Raw genomic sequence first — 19,772 nt, forward strand, 5'->3', positions numbered from 1 at the left:
TCTGCTGCGACCGAACGGCTGAGAATGTGACCAGGGTGCGGCACAGGGGTTCCACGGTGCCCCGACGCTTGGCCAGCCGGGCACTGCTCACGATGACGGCCGCCACGGTGTCGGCGGTCCTCGCGGCGGTGCCGGCCGCTGCCGTGCCGGTCAACACTGCCCTGGCCGCGCCGGTGGCGTTCGCGCCCGGCGATGTGACCGACCGTCCCGACCAGATCCGCGACGAGCAGTGGCAGCTGGACAAGCTCGGCGCACAGGTCGCCTGGCGCACCTCCACCGGCCGGGGGGTGACCGTGGCCGTGATCGATTCCGGGGTGGACGGTTCCCATCCGGATCTGGCCGGGCGGGTGCTGCCCGGGATCGACCTGGTCTCGCCCGACGGGGCGGCCGAGCCGGATCCGGTAGGGCACGGCACCACCGTGGCCGGCCTGATCGCCGGGCGCAACGACGACCGTCAGGGTGTGGTGGGGCTGGCCCCGGACGCCCGGATCCTGCCCATACGGGTCCTGGACGAGGAGAACCGCTACGACGACGCGTTGATCGTCGCCCAGGGGGTGCGGTGGGCGGTCGACAACGGCGCCCAGGTGATCAACCTGTCCCTGGGTGGCAGCGGAGACAGCCCCGCCTTGGCCGCCGCCATCGATTACGCCTTCGCCCGGGATGTCGTGGTGGTCGCGTGTACCGGGAATCTGGCCACCTCACCCGACGCGAAGGTGTGGTATCCGGCTCGCGAGCCCGGGGTGATCGCGGTTTCCGGTCTGGAGCGGGCCAGCGACAACCTGTGGAGTGGCGCGATCACCGGTCGGGCCACCGTGCTGACCGCCCCCGCCAGCGGTCTCGTCGGCGCACGCCCGCCCGGTGGCTACTGGCGGGTGCAGGGCACCAGCTTCGCGGCACCCCTGGTCGCCGCCACCGCCGCCCTGGTGCGGGCCCGCTACCCGCAGATGTCCGCCGGTGACGTGGTGAACCGGTTGCTGGTCACCGCCAAGGACATCGGCCCCACCGGCCGCGACGACCGGTTCGGCTACGGCCTGGTGGATCCGATCGCGGCGCTGACCGCGGACGTGCCCCTGGTGGAACACAACCCGTTGGACGACAACGAGACTCCGGGGGTCACCGGGTTCGGCCCGGCGCCGGGCTCCGTCCCGACGGCCACTCCGGAGGCCGACCAACTCGGTTTCACCGGGTCACAGCAGGAGACCCGCTGGCGGGCTCGGGCGGCCGGGGTGCACGCCGAGACCGGCTCGGAACGGCTCTGGATGGGCTCGGCCATCCTCCTGGCCCTGCTCACCGGCGCCCTGCTCATGGTGCGCCGGTACCGGCAGTCGCACCGCTGACCAAATCTGCCCGAATCCCCGGTACGCCTGCGTCGTCGGGGGTACAACATCGCCGTGGGCAGCGATCGGCGCAGTGTCCCGCCGGTGTCATGGCGGGAGCGCAGCCTGCCTGCGGTCAGCCCCACCCCACGCAGCCCTGCCCCGGCCCTCACCCTGCTGCCCCTGCTGCCCTTCACCCTGCTGGCCGGGCTGGTGCTGGGTGGATGGTCGCCGTTGCACCGGCTCGATGCGACCGTGACCGAACACCTGCACGGGTACGCCGTCGCCCACCCGCTGTGGGTGCGGGTGATGAGGGTGTGCACCGACGTGTTCGCGCCGTGGCCGCTGCGGGCCGCAGCGTTGTTCCTGGTGCTGTGGCTGGTCAGCCGGGGCGCCCGGCGGCTCGCGGTCTGGGTCCTCACCACCATGGTGGTCGGCGGTCTGCTCGGGCCGTTGCTGAAGCTGCTGGTAGGCCGGGACCGACCGGTGCTGCCGGATCCCGTGGCAGAGGCGCCCGGACTGGCCTTCCCCTCCGGGCACGCTCTGAACGCGATGCTCGCCGCCGGGGTCCTCGTGGTGGTCTTCCTGCCCAGGCCCCCCACCCCGGCCCGAGCCGGTCAGCCGGTGACCCGGGCCGGGCCCCTGGCGCAGGCCGCGATCTGGCTGGGTGCCCTGCTGATCGCCCTGGTCACCGGGTTCAGCCGGATAGCGCTGGGGGTGCACTGGAGCAGTGACGTGCTGGCCGGTCTGCTGCTCGGGTTGGCGGTGCTCACCGCCACCGCCACCGCCCTGGAGGTGTGGCCCCGACCAGGTTCGCCACCACATTCCTGACCGTCAGGTGCACTCCCCGGTGTCGACCCCCCGGGTACGCTGCGCCCCCTCCAGGGCCACCGGGCGAGCCTCGGCGGCGGTCACCGCGAAGCCGGTGTTCGGATCGTCCGCCGCCGCAGCGAAGATCACCCCCAGGACCAGGCCGTTCGAGGAGACCAGGGGCCCACCGGAGTTGCCGCTGCGCACCAGCGCCCGGATCGTGTAGATCTCGCGGGTCACACTGCCGGAGGAGTAGATGTCCGGCCCGGTGATCCGGTCGACGTCCCGGACCCGCGCCGACTGGGCGTTGTAGGGGCCGTCCAGCGGGAAGCCGAGCACGATGGCGTCCGCCCCGGTGGAGGCGTTGCCGGCGGCGAACCGCAGGGAGGGGCCGGGCAGCCCGGGCACGTACAGCACGGCCAGGTCCCGGTTCGGATCGTAGACGACGACCTCGCCCTCGTACCGGTCGCCACGCAACTCCACCGCCACCGAACGGGTACCGGCCACCACATGGGCGTTGGTCATCACCCGGTCCTTGGCGTACAGGAAACCGGAGCCCTCGATGCGGCGGGAGCAACTGGGAGCGGACCCCAGCACCTTGACCACGGAACGCTGCCCGCTGGCCACCACCTCGGAGCCGGCCAGCGCCGGGTCCGGGGGCTCGACCTGCCGGGCCTGGGTACGCCGCAGGCCGTCGAAGACGTCCGGGAACCCGTTGGTGTCGACCGTGTCGCGCAACGCGGTCGACAGCTGTTGCGCCTGGTCGGGTAGCACCCGGTCGACCACGTTGAGCAGTGCGCTGCTGCGTACCGAGGCGGCCAGCCAGGGCAGTGAGGAGGAGCCCAGCGGCACCGCGACCAGCCAGGCGACCAGGAGCACGGCGAAGAGCGAGACGAAGGCGCCGCCGATGTCGTCGATCCGCCGACCCACGTCACTGTTGATCGTGCGGCGCAGATGCGACCCCAACCAACCGGCCAGTGCCTGACCGACCACGGCCAACCCGAAGATGGCGACGAGTGAGACCAGGACCCGGATGCCGCCGTCGACGAACTGCTGGGCGAACATCGGCCCGATCTGGAGCCCGATCAGGGCACCCAGGAAGAACCCGGAGAACGACAGCACCCCGATGACGAACCCCTGTCGGTATCCGCTGATCGCGAACACGAGCATGAGCATGAGCAGGACGAGATCCACGGCCGACACGGGTCAAGCGTACGGGCCGACGGCACGCGGAAGGCTGATCACTAGCGGAAGGTGACCGCTTGATCAGCGCATCGCACTCTCGTCGGCCTCGTCCGTTCCGGCCGACGGCGCCGGGGTCTGCCCCGTCGGCGGCAGTTCGACGATCCGGTTCTGCGGCCAGGGTCGACTCCACCCACCCATGTCCAGCAGAGCGGACAGCACCCCGGCGGTGAATCCCCAGACCAGCATCCCGCGTACCGAGAAGGCCGGGCCGATCCAACCGCTCGAATGGCGTACCCGCATCCGGTTGTCCGGGTCTACCAGCTCGGCGATGGGCAGCCGAGCCACATGGGCCACCTCCGCCGGCTCCCGGGCGTGCACCGGGTGGGGCGCGTGCCACCAGGCGAGCACCGGGGTGACCACGAAGTCGCTGACCGGAATCCACAGCCGGGGCAGCTCGGTCAGCAGGGTCACGCTGCTGGTGTCCAGCCCGACCTCCTCGTTGGCCTCCCGCAGGGCGGTCGCCGCCGCGTCGACGTCCTCCGGGTCGGCGGCTCCGCCGGGAAAGGCCGGCTGGCCGGCGTGGGTGCGTAGGGTCGCGGACCGTTGCAGGACCAGCACGTCCGGGCCGGTCTCGGCTTCGCCGAGCAGCACCAGTACGGCGCTCTCCCGGCCCCCCTGCTCCGGGGTGCGCAGCTGGGTGAAGTCCTCGGTACGGGCGGTGCCGAGGCGGACCAGCAGGGGTTGCAGCCAGGCCGGGGCCCGTCGGGTGTCGGCCGTCTCCACCGGATGAGTCATCTCGCCACCTCCGATCACGCTCCGACCGCGATGTCGAGATGCTGCTGGACCAGTGCGGTGAGGCTGGCGTCGTCCAGCGCGCCCGAGGTGTCGATGTGCCGGATCTGCCCGTCGGCGGCCAGGAACACCGTCACCGGGAAGGCGTTTCGGCGCAGCGCCCGCTGCATCGCCTGACCCTGGTCGACGAGCATCGGGAACCGTACGCCGAAGTCTTCGCCGATGGCCTGGGCGGCGGTGCGGCTGTCCTGGGTGTTCACCCCGATCACCCGGAGTTGTCCGTCGGCGCGTTCGCTGAGCCGTTGGAAGGCGGGCAGTTCCTTGCGGCAGGGCGGGCACCAGGAGGCCCAGATGTTGATCACGGCTGGGCCGCGTACCTCCCGCAGGGCGACCGGGGTGCCCCCGGTGAAGCAGGTGAGGGAGAGTTCGGGCAGCCGGCTGCCGCCGGTGTCGCCGACCGCAGGGTCCTCGGTCGAGCCGTTCGGCGGGCTGGTCAACGCGGCGCAGTCGGCGAACGGGGAGGGTCGGCCGGCGGCCTGATCCGGTCGGCTGGGCGCGGGCGCCTCGGTGTCGGCCGTGCAGGCCGCGGTGGCGACCAGCAGCAGCGGCAGGGTGAGCAGGGCGAGTCGGCGGATCATGGGGCCTCCGCCTGGACCGCCTGCGCCGGCACCAGTTGCGGATCGATCCCGGCGGCGACCGCCAGGTCACGGGCCCGGGGGCCCTTGAGCAGCTTCGCCGCGGCGGCCGGCTCGGTCGGCCCGGTGCCGTACGACGGGCAGAGCTTCGCCAGGGTGCACGCCCCGCAGGCCGGCTTGCGGGCGTGGCAGACCCGCCGGCCGTGGAAGATGATCCGGTGCGACAGCATGGTCCAGTCGCGCTTCGGGAACATCGCTCCGATCGCGTGCTCGATCTTGACCGGGTCGGTCTCCGAGGTGAGCCCCCAGCGCTGCACCAGCCGCTGGAAGTGGGTGTCGACCGTGATGCCGGGCACCCCGAAGGCGTTGCCGAGGATGACGTTGGCGGTCTTGCGGCCGATCCCGGGCAGGGTCACCAGGTCGACCAACCGGCCGGGCACCTGACCCTCGTGGCGCTGGACCAGGGCCTGACCGAGCTGGATCAGAGAGTTGGTCTTGTTGCGGTAGAACCCGGTGGGTCGGATCAGCTCTTCCATCTCGGCCCGGTCCGCCCCGGCGTAGTCGGCGGCGCTCGGGTAGCGGGCGAAGAGTTTCGGGGTGACCTCGTTGACCTTCTTGTCCGTGCACTGGGCCGACAGGATGGTGGCGACGGCCAACTCCAGCGGACTGCTGTGGTTGAGCTCACAGTGCGCGTCGGGGTGGGTCTCGGTCAGCACCCGTCCGATCCGCCGGGCCCGCCGGGTACGTCCGAGGTCGGTCTCGGTGGCACTTCTGGTCACGACGGCCAGCCTACGTCGCCCCGACGACACTGCCACGGACACGCGTACGCCGAGCGGCTCAGTCCTCGTCGGGCGGGCTGATCTTGCCGGAGTCGGTGAACCTGGCGCCGGTCTCCGGGAAGTCGAGCTTGGTGAGTTCCCGGAGCAGTCCCAGCCCTCGGTCGTCGGAATCCACCACCGGCTTGCGCACCCCGTCCATGTACGTCGACACGAAGGAGCCACCCGCCCAGGTGCCGTCCTCCTCCAGCGACACCTTCAGCACCCCGCCCCAGCCGAGCCGCCCGTTGTTGCTCAGCGAGTTGCCCCCACCGGCGAAGTTGCCCAGGCTGTACGCGATCAGTCGGCCCTTGTAGAACTCCATGCCCCGCAGCACGTGCGGGCCGTGCCCGACCACCAGGTCGGCCCCGGAATCGATCATGGCTCGGGAGAACTTGATCGGGTCACCCCGGTTCTCGCCGAGGAACATCTCGGTGCCCGGCCGTACCCGGGTCATCTCCGCACCCTCGGCGCCCATGTGCACCTGCACCACCACGATGTCGGCCATGGTGGCGGCCTTGGCGATCACCTTCTTGGCGGCCGGGATGTCGGTAAGGCTGTTCGACCAGCGGTAGGAGGAGAACCCGGCCACCGCCACCTTGACGCCCTTGACCTCCACCACGGTGATCTGGTCGGGGGCGCCGGTGTGCTCCAGTCCGTGCTCCTCCAGGGCCTTCTGGGTGTTCTCGTACCCCTTCTCCCCGAAGTCGTAGCCGTGGTTGTTCGCCTGGTTGAGCAGGTCGAACCCGGCGTCGGCCAGGTGGGCGGCGTACTCCGGCGGGGCCCGGAACTGGAAGCAGCGGGTGGAGTCCGCCCCGCACTTGCCGGCCCCCGTGTCCACGGTCAACGGCTCTTCCAGGTTGCCCATCACCAGGTCGGCGGAGAGGGCCTTCTTCACCGAGTCGAAGAAGCCCTTGCCGTCGTTGGGCGGCATCCGGTTGGGGGCCATCGCCATCACGATGTCGCCGGTGGCCGAGAGCGAGATCTTCTTGACCTTCGGCGTCGGCGACTCGACCGGGGCCCCGGTGTCGCCGCCGCCCGCGCCGGGCTGCCACAGCGGCCTCTCCCCGGCTTGGGCACATCCGGCGAGCAGGAGGGCGGCTAGCAGCGCACCGAGCACGGCCACGGCGGAGCGACGTGGCCGGGACGCAGGGGAGGCGGGAGCATACATCGCGGGCGACACTACCGCGCGGTTAAGCCGCATGACGATGGCCGATCGGTCGGGGAGTTTCAGACCCGGAGCCGATCCGACCATGGCACCACTGTGCCGGTCCCGACCGCCAGTACGGCGGCGTGCACCGCCCGGGCCAGCGGGCCTCCCCAGTCCGAGCGGGGGCCACCGTACGCGCTGACCGGCCCGGTGGGCGGGCACAGCACGGTGACCGCGTCGGTGGGGGTACCGGTGCCGGGCAGTCCCAGGTCGGCGATCGCCTGCGCCTTGGCCTCGGTGGCCGTGGCCACCGCGTTGACCAGGGCGGCGTCACCGAGCCGGGCGGGTACCCAGGCCACGATGTTGACCGTGCCGACCCGCTGGACCGCCACGGCCGGTGCCGTGGGTGCCGCGGCGGGAATCGGGGTGCCCAGGCCCACGGTGGCCCACACCCGCACCCCGGTGTCCGTACGGGTCAGCATCTCGCCGACGTCGACTCCGGTCAGCAGACCCACCCCGGGCCCGTCCAGGTCGAGCCGGCGGGCCATGTCGACCAGGTGGGCGGCCGGGTCCTCCCGGTCGTACGACATCGGCACGGTCGCGTTCAGCACCCACCGCCGTACCCCGATGCCACCGCCCAGGGGGGCGCTGCTGACCGCTCGCAAGGGTCGCCTCGCCCGCCACACGAGTAGCGGAATGTCCCGTCCGTCCTCACGGCGGCTGGTCAGCACAGGGTCGCTCAGCACGCCGTGACCCTACGACCAGCGGCATCACCCGCTCGGGTGGGCCGGGCGATGGTAGCGGGCTCCGGCAACGGGCGGGTACGCCCAACGATCAAGATTCCAGGGGTGGACCTCTGATTCCTGCTCACGTGCGCCTAGACTGGTCGGCGCGCGAGGGGATCAGCGGACGGCAGTCCCGGCCGAGCAGACGGCACGCGCAACCGGAGGTGTGCGCGATGGACGAGGTACTGGCCCGCAGCGGGATCTTCCAGGGCGTTGACCCGGAGGCTGCCGAGGCGCTCGCCAAGGAGATGGAGACCATCGAGGTCCGCAAGGGCGAGGTCGTCTTCAACGAGGGCGAGCCCGGCGACAGTCTCTACATCCTGCTGTCCGGCAAGATCAAGGTGGGTCGCCGCGCGGCGGACGGCCGGCAGAACCTGATCGCGGTCATGGGACCGTCGGACATGGTGGGCGAGTTGTCCCTGTTCGACCCGGGCCCGCGTACGGCCACCGCCACCGCGGTAACCGACAGCCGGCTGGCCCGACTGCGCAAGCAGGCCCTGCGCCCCTGGCTGAACAACCGGCCGGAGATCGCCGAGCAGCTGCTGCGGGTGCTCGCCCGCCGACTGCGCCGGACCAACGACGCCCTGGCCGACCTGATCTTCACCGACGTGCCCGGCCGGGTCGCCAAGAACCTGCTCCAGATGGCCGGCCGCTTCGGCACCCGCGACGGCGGTGTGCTGCGGGTGACCCACGACCTGACCCAGGAGGAGATCGCCCAGCTCGTCGGCGCCTCCCGGGAGACGGTCAACAAGGCCCTGGCCGACTTCGCCTCGCGCGGCTGGCTCCGGCTGGACGGCAAGAGCATCATCATCCTCGACCCGGAGCGCCTGGCCCGCCGCGCCCGCGTCTGACCCCGTCTGCTCAACCCACCCGCTCGGCCCGCCACCTGGGCCGGGCGGGTGGCGTGTCTCAGGCGTCCCACGGCGGTGAGGTAGCTGCCGGTCGGCGCGGTTTCGGAACCGGGGACTCGGCCGACAGCCGCAGAGTTGCACAGCCGAGCAGCCGAAGGACCGGTAAAAAGTCAGGCTTGACTGTTTGTTTCTGGCGCGGCAGGCTGTGCGCGTGTCCACCGCATCGACCCGGGTCCCTCAGCAGGAACGCAGTCGCGCCACCCAGGCCCGACTGCTGGAGGCGACCCTCGACTGCCTGGTCGAGCATGGCTGGTCCGGCACCACCACCACCGTCGTGGCCCATCGGGCGGGGGTCTCCCGGGGTGCCCAACTGCACCACTACCCGACCAAGGCGGCCCTGGTCACCGCCGCCGTCGGGCACCTCAGCGAGCGGCGGGCGGCGGAGTTGCGGGTCGAGGCCGAGGCGCTGCCGGCCGGCCCGGATCGGCTGGACAGAGTCGTCGACCTACTCGCCGCCGCCTTCACCGGGCCGCTGTTCGTCGCCGCCCTGGAACTCTGGGTGGCCGCCCGCACCGACACCGAACTACGCGCCGCCCTGCTGCCGTTGGAAGCCCGGGTGGGCCGGGAGATGTACCGGCTGACCGTCGAACTGCTCGGGGTGGACGAACGTCGGCCCGGCGTACGCGAGGCGGTGCAGGCGACCCTCGACCTGCTGCGGGGGCTTGGCGTGGCCAACCTGCTCAGCGACGACTCGGCCCGGCGGACCGCCCTGCTGCACGCCTGGAAACACCAGCTCGCCGCCCTGCTCACCCCCGCAGCCGACCCGCCGGGGAGCGCGCGGCACTGACAATCCCGCCCGGAGGCATCATGCTCGACCTGCCCGTACCGCTCACCGCACCGGCTGCCACCGGACGGCTCGCATGAGTCGGACCTCCGGCACGGCTACGGTGCTGCGGGTCGGTAACGCCTCCGGCTTCTACGGCGACCGTTTCTCCGCCTGGCGGGAGATGCTCGACGGCGGCGAGTTGGACGTGTTGACCGGGGACTACCTGGCCGAGTTGACCATGCTCATCCTGGGCCGGGACCGGATGCGCGACCCCGATCTCGGGTACGCGAAGACCTTCCTGCGGCAACTGGAGGGCACCCTCGGCACCGCGCTGGACCGGGGCGTACGGATCGTCACCAACGCCGGTGGGCTCAACCCGGCAGGGCTGGCCGCCGCCGTCCGGTCCCTCGCCGACCGGCTCGGGCTCACCGTGCGGGTCGGGTACGTGGAGGGCGACGCCCTCGCCAGGCCGGACGCCCTGACCGCCAACGCCTACCTGGGGGCCTTCGGCATCGCCGCCTGCCTGGAGGGTGGGGCCGACATCGTGGTGACCGGCCGGGTCACCGACGCCTCCCTGGCCGTCGGCCCGGCCATCGCCCACTTCGGCTGGGGACGCGACGACCTGGACGCACTGGCCGGGGCGACCGTCGCCGGGCACCTGATCGAGTGCGGGGCCCAGGTGACCGGCGGCAACTTCAGCTTCTTCACCGAGCTGCCCGACGGCGGGCACCGGCCGGGCTTCCCGATCGCCGAGCTGCACCCGGACGGCTCGGCGGTGCTGACCAAGCACCCGGGCACCGGCGGCGCGGTCACCGTCGAGACCGTCACCGCCCAACTGTTGTACGAGGTGGGCGGGCCTGCGTACCTGGGGCCGGACGTGGTGACCCGGTTGGACACGGTGACCCTGGATCAGGAAGGGCCGGACCGGGTCCGGGTCTGCGGGGTCCGGGGTGCGCCCCCACCGGAGACCCTCAAGGTCGGCATCAACAACCTGGGCGGCTTCCGCAACTCGATGACCTTCGTGCTCTGCGGGCTGAACATTCCGGCCAAGGCCGCCCTGGTAGAGGCGCAGTTGACCGAGTCGGTCGGCCCGGAGGGGCTGGAGTTCACCCTGGCCCGTACGGATCATCCGGATGCCGTGGACACCGAGACGGCCAGCGCGCTGCTGCACGTACACCTGCGGGACGGGGACAAGTCGCGGGCCGGGCGGGCCTTCTCGGCGGCGGCGGTGGAGCTGGCGCTGGCCTCCTATCCGGGTTGCACGTTGACCACTTTGCCCGGCGACGCCACCCCGTACGGGGTCTTCACCACGGACGCCGTGCCGCAGGGCGACGTCGCGCATGTCGCCGTGCTGCCCGACGGCTCCCGGATGCCGATTCCCCCGCCGCCGGTGACCTGTTTGGAGGGGACCCCTGTACAACACGAGGCGTTAACAGGGGGCCCTTCCTTTCACTCGACCCGGCGGGGGGCGCTGGGGGAGGTGGTGGGGGCGCGCTCGGGCGACAAGGGCGGCGACGCGAACCTCGGGGTGTGGGCGCGTACCGACGCGACCTGGGCCTGGCTGCGCGGCTGGCTCAGCGTCGAGCGGTTGGCCGAGTTGCTGCCGGAGACCGCCGGGCTGACGGTGCAGCGGTACGAACTGCCCAACCTGCGGGCGGTCAACTTCGTCATCGAAGGGCTGCTGGGTGCCGGGGTGGCCGCCTCCACCCGGTTCGACCCGCAGGCCAAGGCGCTCGGCGAACTGCTCCGTGCCCGGGTGGTCGACCTGCCGACGGAGCTGACCGCCGGACCGGCATCGGAGGGAGCGCAGTGAGCACACTGGACACCGCCGTCGATCCCACCTCGGCGGCGTTCCGCGCCAACCGGGAGGCGTTGCTGGAACGCATCGCCGAACTGGACGACACAGTGCAGCAGGCGCGGGCCGGTGGCGGCGAGAAGTACGTGACCCGGCACCACGGGCGCGGCAAGCTACTCCCCCGGGAACGCATCGAGCTGCTGCTGGATCAGGACAGCCCGTTCCTGGAGCTGTCGCCGGTCGCCGGATACGGCACGGATTTCCCGGTCGGGGCCAGCGTGGTGACCGGCATCGGGGTGGTCGAGGGCGTCGAGTGCCTGGTGGTCGCCAACGACCCGACGGTACGTGGCGGGGCGGTGAACCCCTGGTCGCTGGCGAAGACCCGCCGGGCCGGGGAGATCGCCCTGGCCAACCGGCTGCCGATGGTGAACCTGGTCGAGTCGGCCGGGGCGGATCTGCCCACCCAGGCGGAGATCTTCATTCCGGGTGGCCGGGTGTTCCGCGACCTGACCCGGCTCTCGGCCGAGAAGATCCCCACGGTCAGCGTGGTCTTCGGCAACGCCACCGCGGGCGGGGCCTACGTGCCCGGGATGTCGGACTACACGATCATGATCCGGGACCGGTCCCAGGTCTACCTGGCCGGACCGCCGCTGGTGAAGATGGCCACCGGTGAGGACGCCGACGACGAGTCCCTGGGTGGGGCGGCCATGCACGCCACGACGAGCGGGCTGGCGGACTTCCTCGCCGCCGACGAGCGGGACGGCATCCGGCTGGCCCGGCAGTGCGTACGCCGGTTGAACTGGCGCAAGCTCGGCCCCCCGCCGCGCAACCCGCACCCGCAGCCCCCCAAGTACGACCCGGAGGAGTTGCTCGGCATCGTCAGCGCCGACCTTCGGGTGCCCTTCGATTCCCGCGAGGTGCTCGCCCGGGTGCTGGACGGCAGCGAGTTCGACGAGTTCAAGCCGGCCTACGGCACCGCCCTGGTCACCGGTTGGGGTGAGCTGCACGGGTACCCGGTCGGGGTGCTCGCCAACGCCCGTGGGGTGCTGTTCAGCGCCGAGGCGCAGAAGGCGGCCCAGTTCATCCAGCTGGCCAACGCCACCGACACCCCGTTGATCTTCTTGCAGAACACCACCGGCTACATGGTCGGCACCTCCTACGAGCAGGGCGGCATCATCAAGCACGGCGCCCTGATGATCAACGCGGTGTCGAACTCGAAGGTGCCGCACCTGACGGTCAACCTGGGTGCCTCGTACGGGGCCGGCAACTACGGCATGTGCGGTCGGGCGTACGAGCCGAGGTTCCTGTTCACCTGGCCGAATGCGAAGTCGGCCGTGATGGGCCCGGCGCAGTTGGCCGGGGTGCTGTCCATCGTGGCCCGGCAGGCCGCCGCCGCCCGGGGTCGGAAGTTCGACGCCGACTCCGACGCGGCGATGCGGATGATGGTCGAGCAGCAGATCGAGTCGCAGTCCGGGGCGCTGTTCCTCTCCGGTCGGCTCTACGACGACGGGGTGATCGATCCTCGGGACACCCGTACCGTCCTCGGTCTCTGCCTGTCGGCCATCCACAACGGACCGGTGAAGGGCGCCGACGGCTTCGGCGTCTTCCGAATGTGAGGCAGATGCCCGTGAGCGCGAGGAATGCAGCGAAGCGGAGTCCCGCAGTCGCGAACGAAAGGTTGGCCCCGTGATCAGTCGGCTGCTCGTCGCCAACCGGGGGGAGATCGCCCGCCGGATCTTCGCCACCTGCCGGGCGCTCGGCATCGAGACGGTAGCGGTGCACTCCGACGCGGACGCCGAGGCGCCTTTCGTCGCCGAGGCCGACCAGTGCGTACGCCTACCCGGTCACACCCCCGTCGAGACGTACCTGCGGATCGACCTGATCCTCGACGCGGCCCGGCGCTGCGGCGCGGACGCCGTCCACCCCGGCTACGGCTTCCTGGCCGAGAACGCCGACTTCGCCACGGCGGTGGCCGACGCCGGCCTGACCTGGGTGGGCCCGCCCGCGAAGGCGATCGCCGCGATGGGCGACAAGCTCGCCGCCAAGGCCCTGCTGGCCGAGGCCGGCGTACCCATGCTGCCCAGCTGGACCGAGGCGGATCAGGTGACCGACTTCCCGGTGCTGGTCAAGGCCGCCGCCGGGGGCGGCGGGCGCGGCATGCGGGTGGTCCGCGATCCGGCCGGGCTCCCCGAGGCCGTCGCGAGTGCGCGTCGCGAGGCGGCCTCGGCCTTCGGCGACGGCACGGTCTTCATCGAGCGGTACGTCGAGCGGGGTCGGCACGTCGAGGTGCAGATCATCGGCGACCGGAACGGTACGGTGCTCGCCCTCGGCGAGCGGGACTGCTCGATCCAGCGCCGACACCAGAAGATCGTCGAGGAGGCACCGGCCCTGCTCGACGCGGAGCTGCGGGACCGCCTGCACCAGGCGGCGGTGGCCGCCGGCCAAGCGGTCGACTACGTCGGGGCGGGGACGGTGGAGTTCCTGCTCAGCGAGGAGGGCGAGTTCTTCTTCCTGGAGATGAACACCCGACTCCAGGTGGAACACCCGGTCACCGAGGCGGTCACCGGCCTGGACCTGGTCCGGCTGCAACTGCTGGTCGCCGAGGGCCAACCCCTGCCGGTGTCGGCTACCCCGCCGGTGCAGGGCCACGCCATCGAGGTACGCCTCTGCGCCGAGAATCCCGCCCAGGGATACCGCCCGGCGACCGGCACCCTGCACCGGTTCACGGTGCCCGGGGTGGCCGCCGAGTTCACCCCGCACCAGGGGCTGCGGCTGGATTCCGGGGTGATCGACGGTTCGACGGTCAGCGTGCACTACGACTCGATGCTCGCCAAGCTGATCGCCTGGGCGCCCACCCGCGCCGAGGCGGCCCGCGCCCTGGCCGGTGCGCTCGCCCGGGCCGAACTGCACGGCGTCACCACCAACCGGGACCTGCTGGTCCGGGTGCTGCGCAGCCCGGAGTTCGCCGCCGCGCAGGTCGACACGGGTTTCCTGGACCGGCACCCGGAGGTCCTCGCCCCGCTGTTGCCCCCCGCCGAGCTTCCCCTGGTGGCCCTAGCCGGCGCCCTGGCCTCGGCCGCCGCCCGCCGCGCCGCCGCCCCGGTACTGGCCGGGCTGCCGTCCGGCTGGCGCAACGTGCCCGCCGTCGGGCAGGTAACCCGGTTCACCGGCGGCGACGGTGGCGAGATCGAGGTCCGTTACCGGTTGGACCGGGCAGGTCGGCTGGCGCAGTGGTCGACCTCTACCGACTCGACCGCCGCTTCACCCAACCACGCCGGTCCGGCCCCAGCCGCCCCGAGCGGGTCCGACGACGCCGAGACCGGTGACGGCACAGACGAGGTCGCCCTGATCGAGGCGGGCCCGGAGCGGGTCGTGCTGGAGGTGGCCGGGGTACGGCGGGGGTACCGCGTACACCGGGTCGGGTCGGAGGTCTTCGTGGACGGCCCGAACGGGGCGGCGCGGCTGGTCGAGTCGCCGCGTTTCCCGTTGCCCGGCGCGGCGCTGGCCGCCGGGTCGCTGCTGGCCCCGCTGCCCGGCGCGGTGACCCGGGTGCACGTCGAGGTCGGCCAGCAGGTCGCCGCCGGTGACCTGCTGCTGACCCTGGAAGCGATGAAGCTGGAGCACCCCGTTCACGCCCCGACCGACGGCGTGGTCACCGAGCTGCCGGTGTCGCCCGGCGGGCAGGTCGACACGGGTGCCGTGCTGGCCGTGGTCAACCCGCTTGAGGAGGCATCGTGATGAACTTCGACCTCAGCCCGGAACAGGACCAGCTACGCGAGGCGGTACGCGCGCTGGGCCGCCGGTACGGTCACCGTTACTTCGTGGAGAAGGCCAAGGCCGGTGAGCACACCACCGAGCTGTGGCACGAGGCGGGCCGGCTCGGCTACCTGGGCGTCAACATCCCCACCGAGTACGGCGGGGGTGGCGGCGGCATCACCGAACTGGCCATCGTCTGCGAGGAGTTGGCCGCCGCCGGCTGCCCCCTGCTGCTGCTGGTGGTCTCCCCCGCGATCGCCGCCACGGTGATCCACCGGCACGGCACGGAGGCGCAGCGCAAACGCCACCTGCCCGGGCTGGCCGACGGCTCCCAGAAAATCGTCTTCGCGATCACCGAACCGGAGGCAGGGTCGAACTTCCACCGCCTCGCCACGGTGGCCCGCCGCGACGGTGACGACTGGCTGCTGTCCGGACGCAAGTGCTACATCTCCGGGGTCGACGAGGCGCAGCACGTGCTGGTGGTGGCCCGTACCGAGGACGCCACGACCGGCAAGCTCAAGCCCGCACTGTTCCTCGTGCCCACCGATGCGCCCGGAATGACCCGCTCCAAGCTCGACATGGAGATCGTGTCACCGGAGAACCAGTTCCTGCTCTACCTGGACGAGGTTCGGCTGCCCGCCGACGCCCTGGTCGGTGAGTCCCTGGACGCCGGACTGCCGGCGCTGTTCTCCGGGCTGAACCCGGAGCGGATCACGGTGGCCGCGATGGGTGCCGGCACCGGCCGGTACGCCATCGAGCGGGCCACGGAGTACACCGCCACCCGGAAGGTCTGGGGCGGCCGGACCATCGGCACCCACCAAGGGGTCTCCCACCCCCTGGCCCACGCCCACGTGCAGGTGGAGCTGGCCCGGCTGATGATCCAGAAGGCGGCGGCCCTCTACGACGCCGGCCGGGACCTGGAGGCGGGGGTGGCCGGCAACATGGCCAAGTACGCCTCCAGCGAGGCGGCGGCGCTGGCCGTCGACACGGCCGTCCAGGCCCTCGGCGGGGCCGGCATGACCACGGAGTACGGGGTGGCCACCCTGCTGGGTGCGGTACGCGCCAGCCGCATCGCCCCGGTCAGCCGCGAAATGATCCTCAACTTCGTCGCCCAACACCTCCTCGGCCAGGACAAGTCCTACTGAGACCGGAAAGACGGGCCGGGGTACGGCGGGCGACCCGAACGCCGGCCGTACCCCGGTGAATCGAACGTAACTCAGCGGCCGCTCAGTGTCGCTACCGGCAGCGGTGCCACTACCGGCGGTAGCTGCTTCGGGGTGCCACGACGCGGCGCGCTCTGCGCGGCCATGTCGCTGCCGGACACCTGGGCCCGGGTGGTCGCCGCGAACTCCGGCACCTCCTGGAAGGGCTGGATGTCACCCTTGCAGACCGTGCCCTTCCTGGGCAGCGTCACCCGCAGCAGGTACGCGTCCATGGCATCGGTCACGCAGGCCGAGGTCCCGTACGCGGTGTGTCCCCAACTGTCGCTGGACAGCAGCCGACTGTTCGGCAGCAGCTTCGAGGTGGACACCGCCCCGTTGTAGTTGGTGGACGGGTCCCAGTAGTTGCCGACCACCAGCACCGGGTTGGCGGTCCGTCGGTTGAACGGGCCGGTGAACCGGTCCTCGTCGCGCACCGTCCAACTGCCCCGGGCGCAGGGCGCGCTGGTCCAGGTCCAGAGCCGACCGAAGTACCGGTCCCGCTTGTCGGCCCTGGCCGCCCGTGCCGGCCAGGAAGCAACGTCCTTCGGGTGGTTGGCGTCGGTGCAATCCACCCCGAGGAATGCCTCCATCATGTTGTCGTACGGGATGTCGTCGATGTTGGCCCTGGCCAGCCGCTGGGCCAGCGCGGCCCGCGCCTGCTCGCGGTCCGCCTCGGATGCCATCGGGTCGGTCAACCGCAGCACCTCCGCGGTCAACCACACGATGTCGAAATCATTCCACGGGTAGTACATCAACCTGAGGACATACCCGATGAAGCTGGTGTAGGTGAAGGGTCGCGGGCCGAGGTACGGGAGGTCGATCACCACCGGCCCGGCCTTGAGCCGTTGCATCGCCAACTCGAACTTGGCCGCCGGGTCGCCGGGGGCGAGCGGGCAGACGTCGGGGCCGACGGTCTTGCACCGCTTGAGGATCTCGCTGAGCGCCTTGTGCGCGCCCTGGGCGCTGCGCATCCGCGACTCCTGGTCCAGGTCGCCGTACTTCCCGCCGCCCAGCCAGGCGGTCGCGTCCAGCACCCCGTCGATCGCCACGGCGCGGACCCGGTCGGGGAACATGTTCGCGTAGTACTGCCCGAGGATGCTGCCGTAGCTGTATCCCAGGTAGGTCAGCTTCTTGTCGCCGACGGCCCGGCGCAGCACCTCCATGTCCCGGGCCACCTGGGCGGTGGACATCGCGCCGCTGATCGGCTTGCCCGTGGTGGAGCAGGCCTTACCCACGGCGATCGAGGAGGCCAGGTACGCCTTCTCCTCCGCCTCGGTGTACGGGAAGGCCACGTTCAACCCCTCGTACGCCCGGGCCTGCTCCCCAGCCGACCTGAAGCACCTGATCGGGTTGCTGGCACCCACCCCGCGCGGGTCCATCCCGACGATGTCGAACCGCTCCAGCAGCACGTCACTGAGGAAGTACGGCGAGGCGAGGACGGTGTCGATGGCCGGGACCCCAGGGCCGCCCGGGTTGATGAAGAGGCTGCCGATCTTGCGCTTCTGGTCGCGTGCCTTGACCCGCACGACTGCTACCTGGGTCGTGGGGCCCTTCGGGTCGTCGTAGTCCAGTGGCAGGTCGACCGTGGCGCACTCGGCGCCCTCGTCGCACTCCGCCCAGTTCATCCTGGGTGTCGGTACCCGGTCGACGCGGAGGCTCTCCTTGATGCTGGTGCGGTGCGAGACGGTCGCGCCGCCGATGGAGATCGGGGCGGCAGCGGCGGGTGCGACCGCCATCCCGGCAAGCAGTACGCCGGCCGTCGCTGCCGCGGCCAGTGTCCGGACTGGTGACATATGGACGCCTTCCGGTGAGTGGGACATGCCGAGTCGAGGCTCGATCATCGATCACTCTAGATACTTGGAACTCGTCATCCTTCCGGACAGATAAGAGCATTTCATGGCATCCACCCCGAGGGATGTAACAACCTGTTCATGAGCGAGGGCTGTCTTCAGCAGATGGAGGCCGAGGATTTTCCCAATGATGGGAAGCCCGTGGTTGACAGCGCGGCGATCCCCGACATTCTGGACGGGTGAAGCGCATCTCCGACGCCCGCACCGTCGCGGTGGTCGCCGCCGCCGCGGCACTCTGGTTGCTGGTGTCACTCATCGCCAGAGGCCGGCAGGATCTGCTCGGCGTGGCGATGGCCCTGCTCTGCGTCCTGCTCGCCGTCATCTCCGGGGTGGCCGTGACCGCCGCCCGCCAACAGGACACCGCCGCTGCGCCCGTTCCCCCGCAGCCGCTCGGGCCCGCCGACCCCGCGCCTCCCGGGGTGGACGCCGACACCCTGGAGACCTTGGGCGACCGTGACGCGGTCCGGGCCATGCGAGCCCGCTACCGCCGCGACGACGACCAATGAGTGGCGCCTACCCGTCAACCTCCGGTGAGCGTGGGGGAGGCCAGTCCGTCCAGCCCTCGACCAGCCAGGCAGCGGTACGTGCGGTCGGCCTGCGGGTCGGCCGGGGGCAGCACCTCCAGGTTCCAGCCGATCGGCTGACGCCCCCCGGTGACCAGCCGGAAGGTCTCCTCGTTACAGACCCGCTGGACAGCGGGATCGGCCACGATCTCGTCATGACCGGCGTCCAGCAGCGCCGCCGGCAACTTCCCCAGGGCGTAGCTCTCCCAGGTGTGCCGGGTGTCGCACGGCACCCGGCCGGCCTGGGCCCGCTGACCACGCACCTGCACCGGCCCGAAGCACTCCAACTCCTCCGCGCACCGGACACCGCTGGGCAGCGTCTCCGGCACGGTCGCGCAACCCGGGCGGAGGACACCGGAAGCCGAGGGGCGAGGGGGCAGGGTGGCCTGTGTCGACGGCATGCCACCGGCGGCCCAGGCGCCGACCCCCGCCGAGGCGGCCAACGCGGCCACCCCCGCCACCCCGAAGAACCAGAGCCGCCGACGCCGCCGCTCGGTCGAGCCGGCGGAGACCTCCTCGACCGGCTGACCGCCCCGTGCCGTGGGATGAACGATGTCGTACCGGCCACCGCCGTACCCGAGCGAGCCGCCCTGGGTGTACCCGCCGGGCGTCCCCAGGGAGAGACTGGCCAGCAGATCACGCAGTTCCGCGGCGGACGGCCGCTCCCCGGGATCGTTGGCCATCCCCGCGCGGAGCACCGCCATCAGGTCCTCCGGCACCCCGGGCAGGCTGGGAATCGGCTGGTGGAACATCTCCAGCACGGTCACCAGGCTCGGGTTGCGCTCGGACTGCCACCGGGGCGGACGCCCGTGCATGACCGCGTAGAGGGTGGCGCAGAGCGCGTACACGTCCACGGCCGGGGACGGCGGGCTGTGGTTGAACATCTCCGGCGGCGCGTACGCCGGGGTGAGCACCTCCAGGGCGACCGAGGCGTCCCGCATCTCGGCTACCACCGCCAGCCCGAAGTCGGCCAGCACGGCGGTGTTGAAGTGCGAGTACAGGATGTTGGCCGGCTTCACGTCGCGGTGCAGCACCCCGGCGCCGTGCGAGTGGGCTATCGCGTCAGCGATCTTGACACCGAGGTCGCGGGCCTCGACGGCGTCCAGCCGCGAGTTGCGCATCCGTTCGGCGTACGACCCGTCACACAACTCCATGATCAGGTATGGGTGCTGGTCGATGGTCACGCCGACGTCGAACAGGTCCACCACGTGCGGGTGCGAGGACATCCGGCCGGCGGCCCGCGCCTCGCGCAGGAACCGCGCCTGGTCCCGCTCGCTGGCCAGGGTGCGGTTCTCCACCTTGACCGCGACCTCACGGTCCACCGAGATCTGGGTGGCCCGGTAAACCGTCGCGTAACCACCCCGGGCGAATACCTGCAAACCAGTCAGACCAGGCACAATGGGCGTCGGCAGGGAGCCGGGCGGCGTGTCGGTCACGGTAT

General features: G+C 71.5%; 17 protein-coding genes. 9 read left to right on the forward strand and 8 right to left on the reverse strand.

Going from position 1 to position 19,772, the window contains the following annotated elements:
* Nucleotides 1–26 precede the first annotated feature (26 nt).
* Both mycP and ACLQ2T_RS04895 read left to right on the forward strand, forming a co-directional pair.
* The gene (mycP, locus tag ACLQ2T_RS04890; protein WP_425764756.1) at nucleotides 27–1,337 is read left to right on the forward strand and encodes a type VII secretion-associated serine protease mycosin; all 1,311 of its coding nucleotides are present in this window, start codon (nucleotides 27–29) and stop codon (nucleotides 1,335–1,337) included.
* A gap of 54 nt (nucleotides 1,338–1,391) precedes the next feature.
* A complete protein-coding gene (locus tag ACLQ2T_RS04895; RefSeq protein ID WP_425764757.1) occupies nucleotides 1,392–2,147 on the forward strand; it encodes a phosphatase PAP2 family protein in 756 nt (251 codons plus the stop codon).
* Nucleotides 2,148–2,150: 3 nt separating this feature from the next.
* On the opposite strand, the gene ACLQ2T_RS04900 is transcribed toward ACLQ2T_RS04895, so the two are convergent.
* The 6 genes from ACLQ2T_RS04900 to ACLQ2T_RS04925 form a co-directional block, all read right to left on the reverse strand.
* On the reverse strand, nucleotides 2,151–3,329 hold the full coding sequence (locus tag ACLQ2T_RS04900; protein ID WP_425764758.1) for a MarP family serine protease: 1,179 nt from the start codon (nucleotides 3,327–3,329) through the stop codon (nucleotides 2,151–2,153).
* A 63-nt stretch (nucleotides 3,330–3,392) separates the two neighbouring features.
* Nucleotides 3,393–4,106, reverse strand: coding sequence for an NUDIX hydrolase (locus ACLQ2T_RS04905; RefSeq protein WP_425764759.1), 714 nt, complete (start codon nucleotides 4,104–4,106; stop codon nucleotides 3,393–3,395).
* Between the two features lie 14 nt (nucleotides 4,107–4,120).
* On the reverse strand, nucleotides 4,121–4,741 hold the full coding sequence (locus ACLQ2T_RS04910) for a TlpA family protein disulfide reductase (RefSeq protein WP_425764760.1): 621 nt from the start codon (nucleotides 4,739–4,741) through the stop codon (nucleotides 4,121–4,123).
* Nucleotides 4,738–5,547, reverse strand: coding sequence for an endonuclease III (gene nth / locus ACLQ2T_RS04915; protein WP_425764874.1), 810 nt, complete (start codon nucleotides 5,545–5,547; stop codon nucleotides 4,738–4,740). Before nth ends, ACLQ2T_RS04910 begins: the two co-directional genes overlap by 4 nt.
* Before the next feature lie 28 nt (nucleotides 5,548–5,575).
* Complete coding sequence (locus tag ACLQ2T_RS04920; protein ID WP_425764761.1) at nucleotides 5,576–6,724, reverse strand: CapA family protein; 1,149 nt, start codon at nucleotides 6,722–6,724, stop codon at nucleotides 5,576–5,578.
* A 59-nt stretch (nucleotides 6,725–6,783) separates the two neighbouring features.
* Nucleotides 6,784–7,449 (reverse strand): adenosylcobinamide amidohydrolase, encoded by a 666-nt coding sequence (locus ACLQ2T_RS04925; RefSeq protein ID WP_425764762.1) that lies wholly within the window; start codon nucleotides 7,447–7,449, stop codon nucleotides 6,784–6,786.
* A gap of 212 nt (nucleotides 7,450–7,661) precedes the next feature.
* On the opposite strand from ACLQ2T_RS04925, the gene ACLQ2T_RS04930 reads away from it, so the two are divergent.
* The 6 genes from ACLQ2T_RS04930 (at nucleotide 7,662) to ACLQ2T_RS04955 (ending at nucleotide 15,861) form a co-directional block, all read left to right on the forward strand.
* Nucleotides 7,662–8,339, forward strand: a complete 678-nt coding sequence (locus ACLQ2T_RS04930) for a Crp/Fnr family transcriptional regulator (RefSeq protein ID WP_013736306.1) — start codon at nucleotides 7,662–7,664, stop codon at nucleotides 8,337–8,339.
* A 211-nt stretch (nucleotides 8,340–8,550) separates the two neighbouring features.
* Nucleotides 8,551–9,186 carry a TetR/AcrR family transcriptional regulator gene (locus ACLQ2T_RS04935; protein ID WP_425764763.1) on the forward strand — a complete coding sequence of 212 codons (636 nt, stop codon included), beginning with the start codon at nucleotides 8,551–8,553 and terminating at the stop codon, nucleotides 9,184–9,186.
* 73 nt (nucleotides 9,187–9,259) lie between these two features.
* Nucleotides 9,260–10,978 (forward strand): acyclic terpene utilization AtuA family protein, encoded by a 1,719-nt coding sequence (locus tag ACLQ2T_RS04940; RefSeq protein WP_425764764.1) that lies wholly within the window; start codon nucleotides 9,260–9,262, stop codon nucleotides 10,976–10,978.
* Complete coding sequence (locus ACLQ2T_RS04945) at nucleotides 10,975–12,576, forward strand: acyl-CoA carboxylase subunit beta (RefSeq protein ID WP_425764765.1); 1,602 nt, start codon at nucleotides 10,975–10,977, stop codon at nucleotides 12,574–12,576. Before ACLQ2T_RS04940 ends, ACLQ2T_RS04945 begins: the two co-directional genes overlap by 4 nt.
* A 70-nt stretch (nucleotides 12,577–12,646) precedes the next feature.
* The gene (locus tag ACLQ2T_RS04950) at nucleotides 12,647–14,698 is read left to right on the forward strand and encodes a biotin carboxylase N-terminal domain-containing protein (RefSeq protein ID WP_425764766.1); all 2,052 of its coding nucleotides are present in this window, start codon (nucleotides 12,647–12,649) and stop codon (nucleotides 14,696–14,698) included.
* On the forward strand, nucleotides 14,698–15,861 hold the full coding sequence (locus ACLQ2T_RS04955; RefSeq protein ID WP_425764767.1) for an acyl-CoA dehydrogenase family protein: 1,164 nt from the start codon (nucleotides 14,698–14,700) through the stop codon (nucleotides 15,859–15,861). Before ACLQ2T_RS04950 ends, ACLQ2T_RS04955 begins: the two co-directional genes overlap by 1 nt.
* Nucleotides 15,862–15,932: 71 nt before the next feature.
* Here the strand turns inward: ACLQ2T_RS04955 and ACLQ2T_RS04960 are convergent, their stop codons facing one another.
* Nucleotides 15,933–17,711 (reverse strand): alpha/beta hydrolase, encoded by a 1,779-nt coding sequence (locus ACLQ2T_RS04960; RefSeq protein WP_425764768.1) that lies wholly within the window; start codon nucleotides 17,709–17,711, stop codon nucleotides 15,933–15,935.
* A gap of 236 nt (nucleotides 17,712–17,947) precedes the next feature.
* On the opposite strand from ACLQ2T_RS04960, the gene ACLQ2T_RS04965 reads away from it, so the two are divergent.
* Nucleotides 17,948–18,274 (forward strand): hypothetical protein, encoded by a 327-nt coding sequence (locus tag ACLQ2T_RS04965; RefSeq protein WP_425764769.1) that lies wholly within the window; start codon nucleotides 17,948–17,950, stop codon nucleotides 18,272–18,274.
* Nucleotides 18,275–18,288: 14 nt separating this feature from the next.
* Here the strand turns inward: ACLQ2T_RS04965 and ACLQ2T_RS04970 are convergent, their stop codons facing one another.
* Nucleotides 18,289–19,767 carry a serine/threonine-protein kinase gene (locus ACLQ2T_RS04970; RefSeq protein WP_425764770.1) on the reverse strand — a complete coding sequence of 493 codons (1,479 nt, stop codon included), beginning with the start codon at nucleotides 19,765–19,767 and terminating at the stop codon, nucleotides 18,289–18,291.
* Between the last annotated feature and the right edge of the window lie 5 nt (nucleotides 19,768–19,772).

The sequence above is a fragment of the Micromonospora sp. DT229 genome, from assembly GCF_049844505.1.
Lineage (GTDB): Bacteria > Actinomycetota > Actinomycetes > Mycobacteriales > Micromonosporaceae > Micromonospora.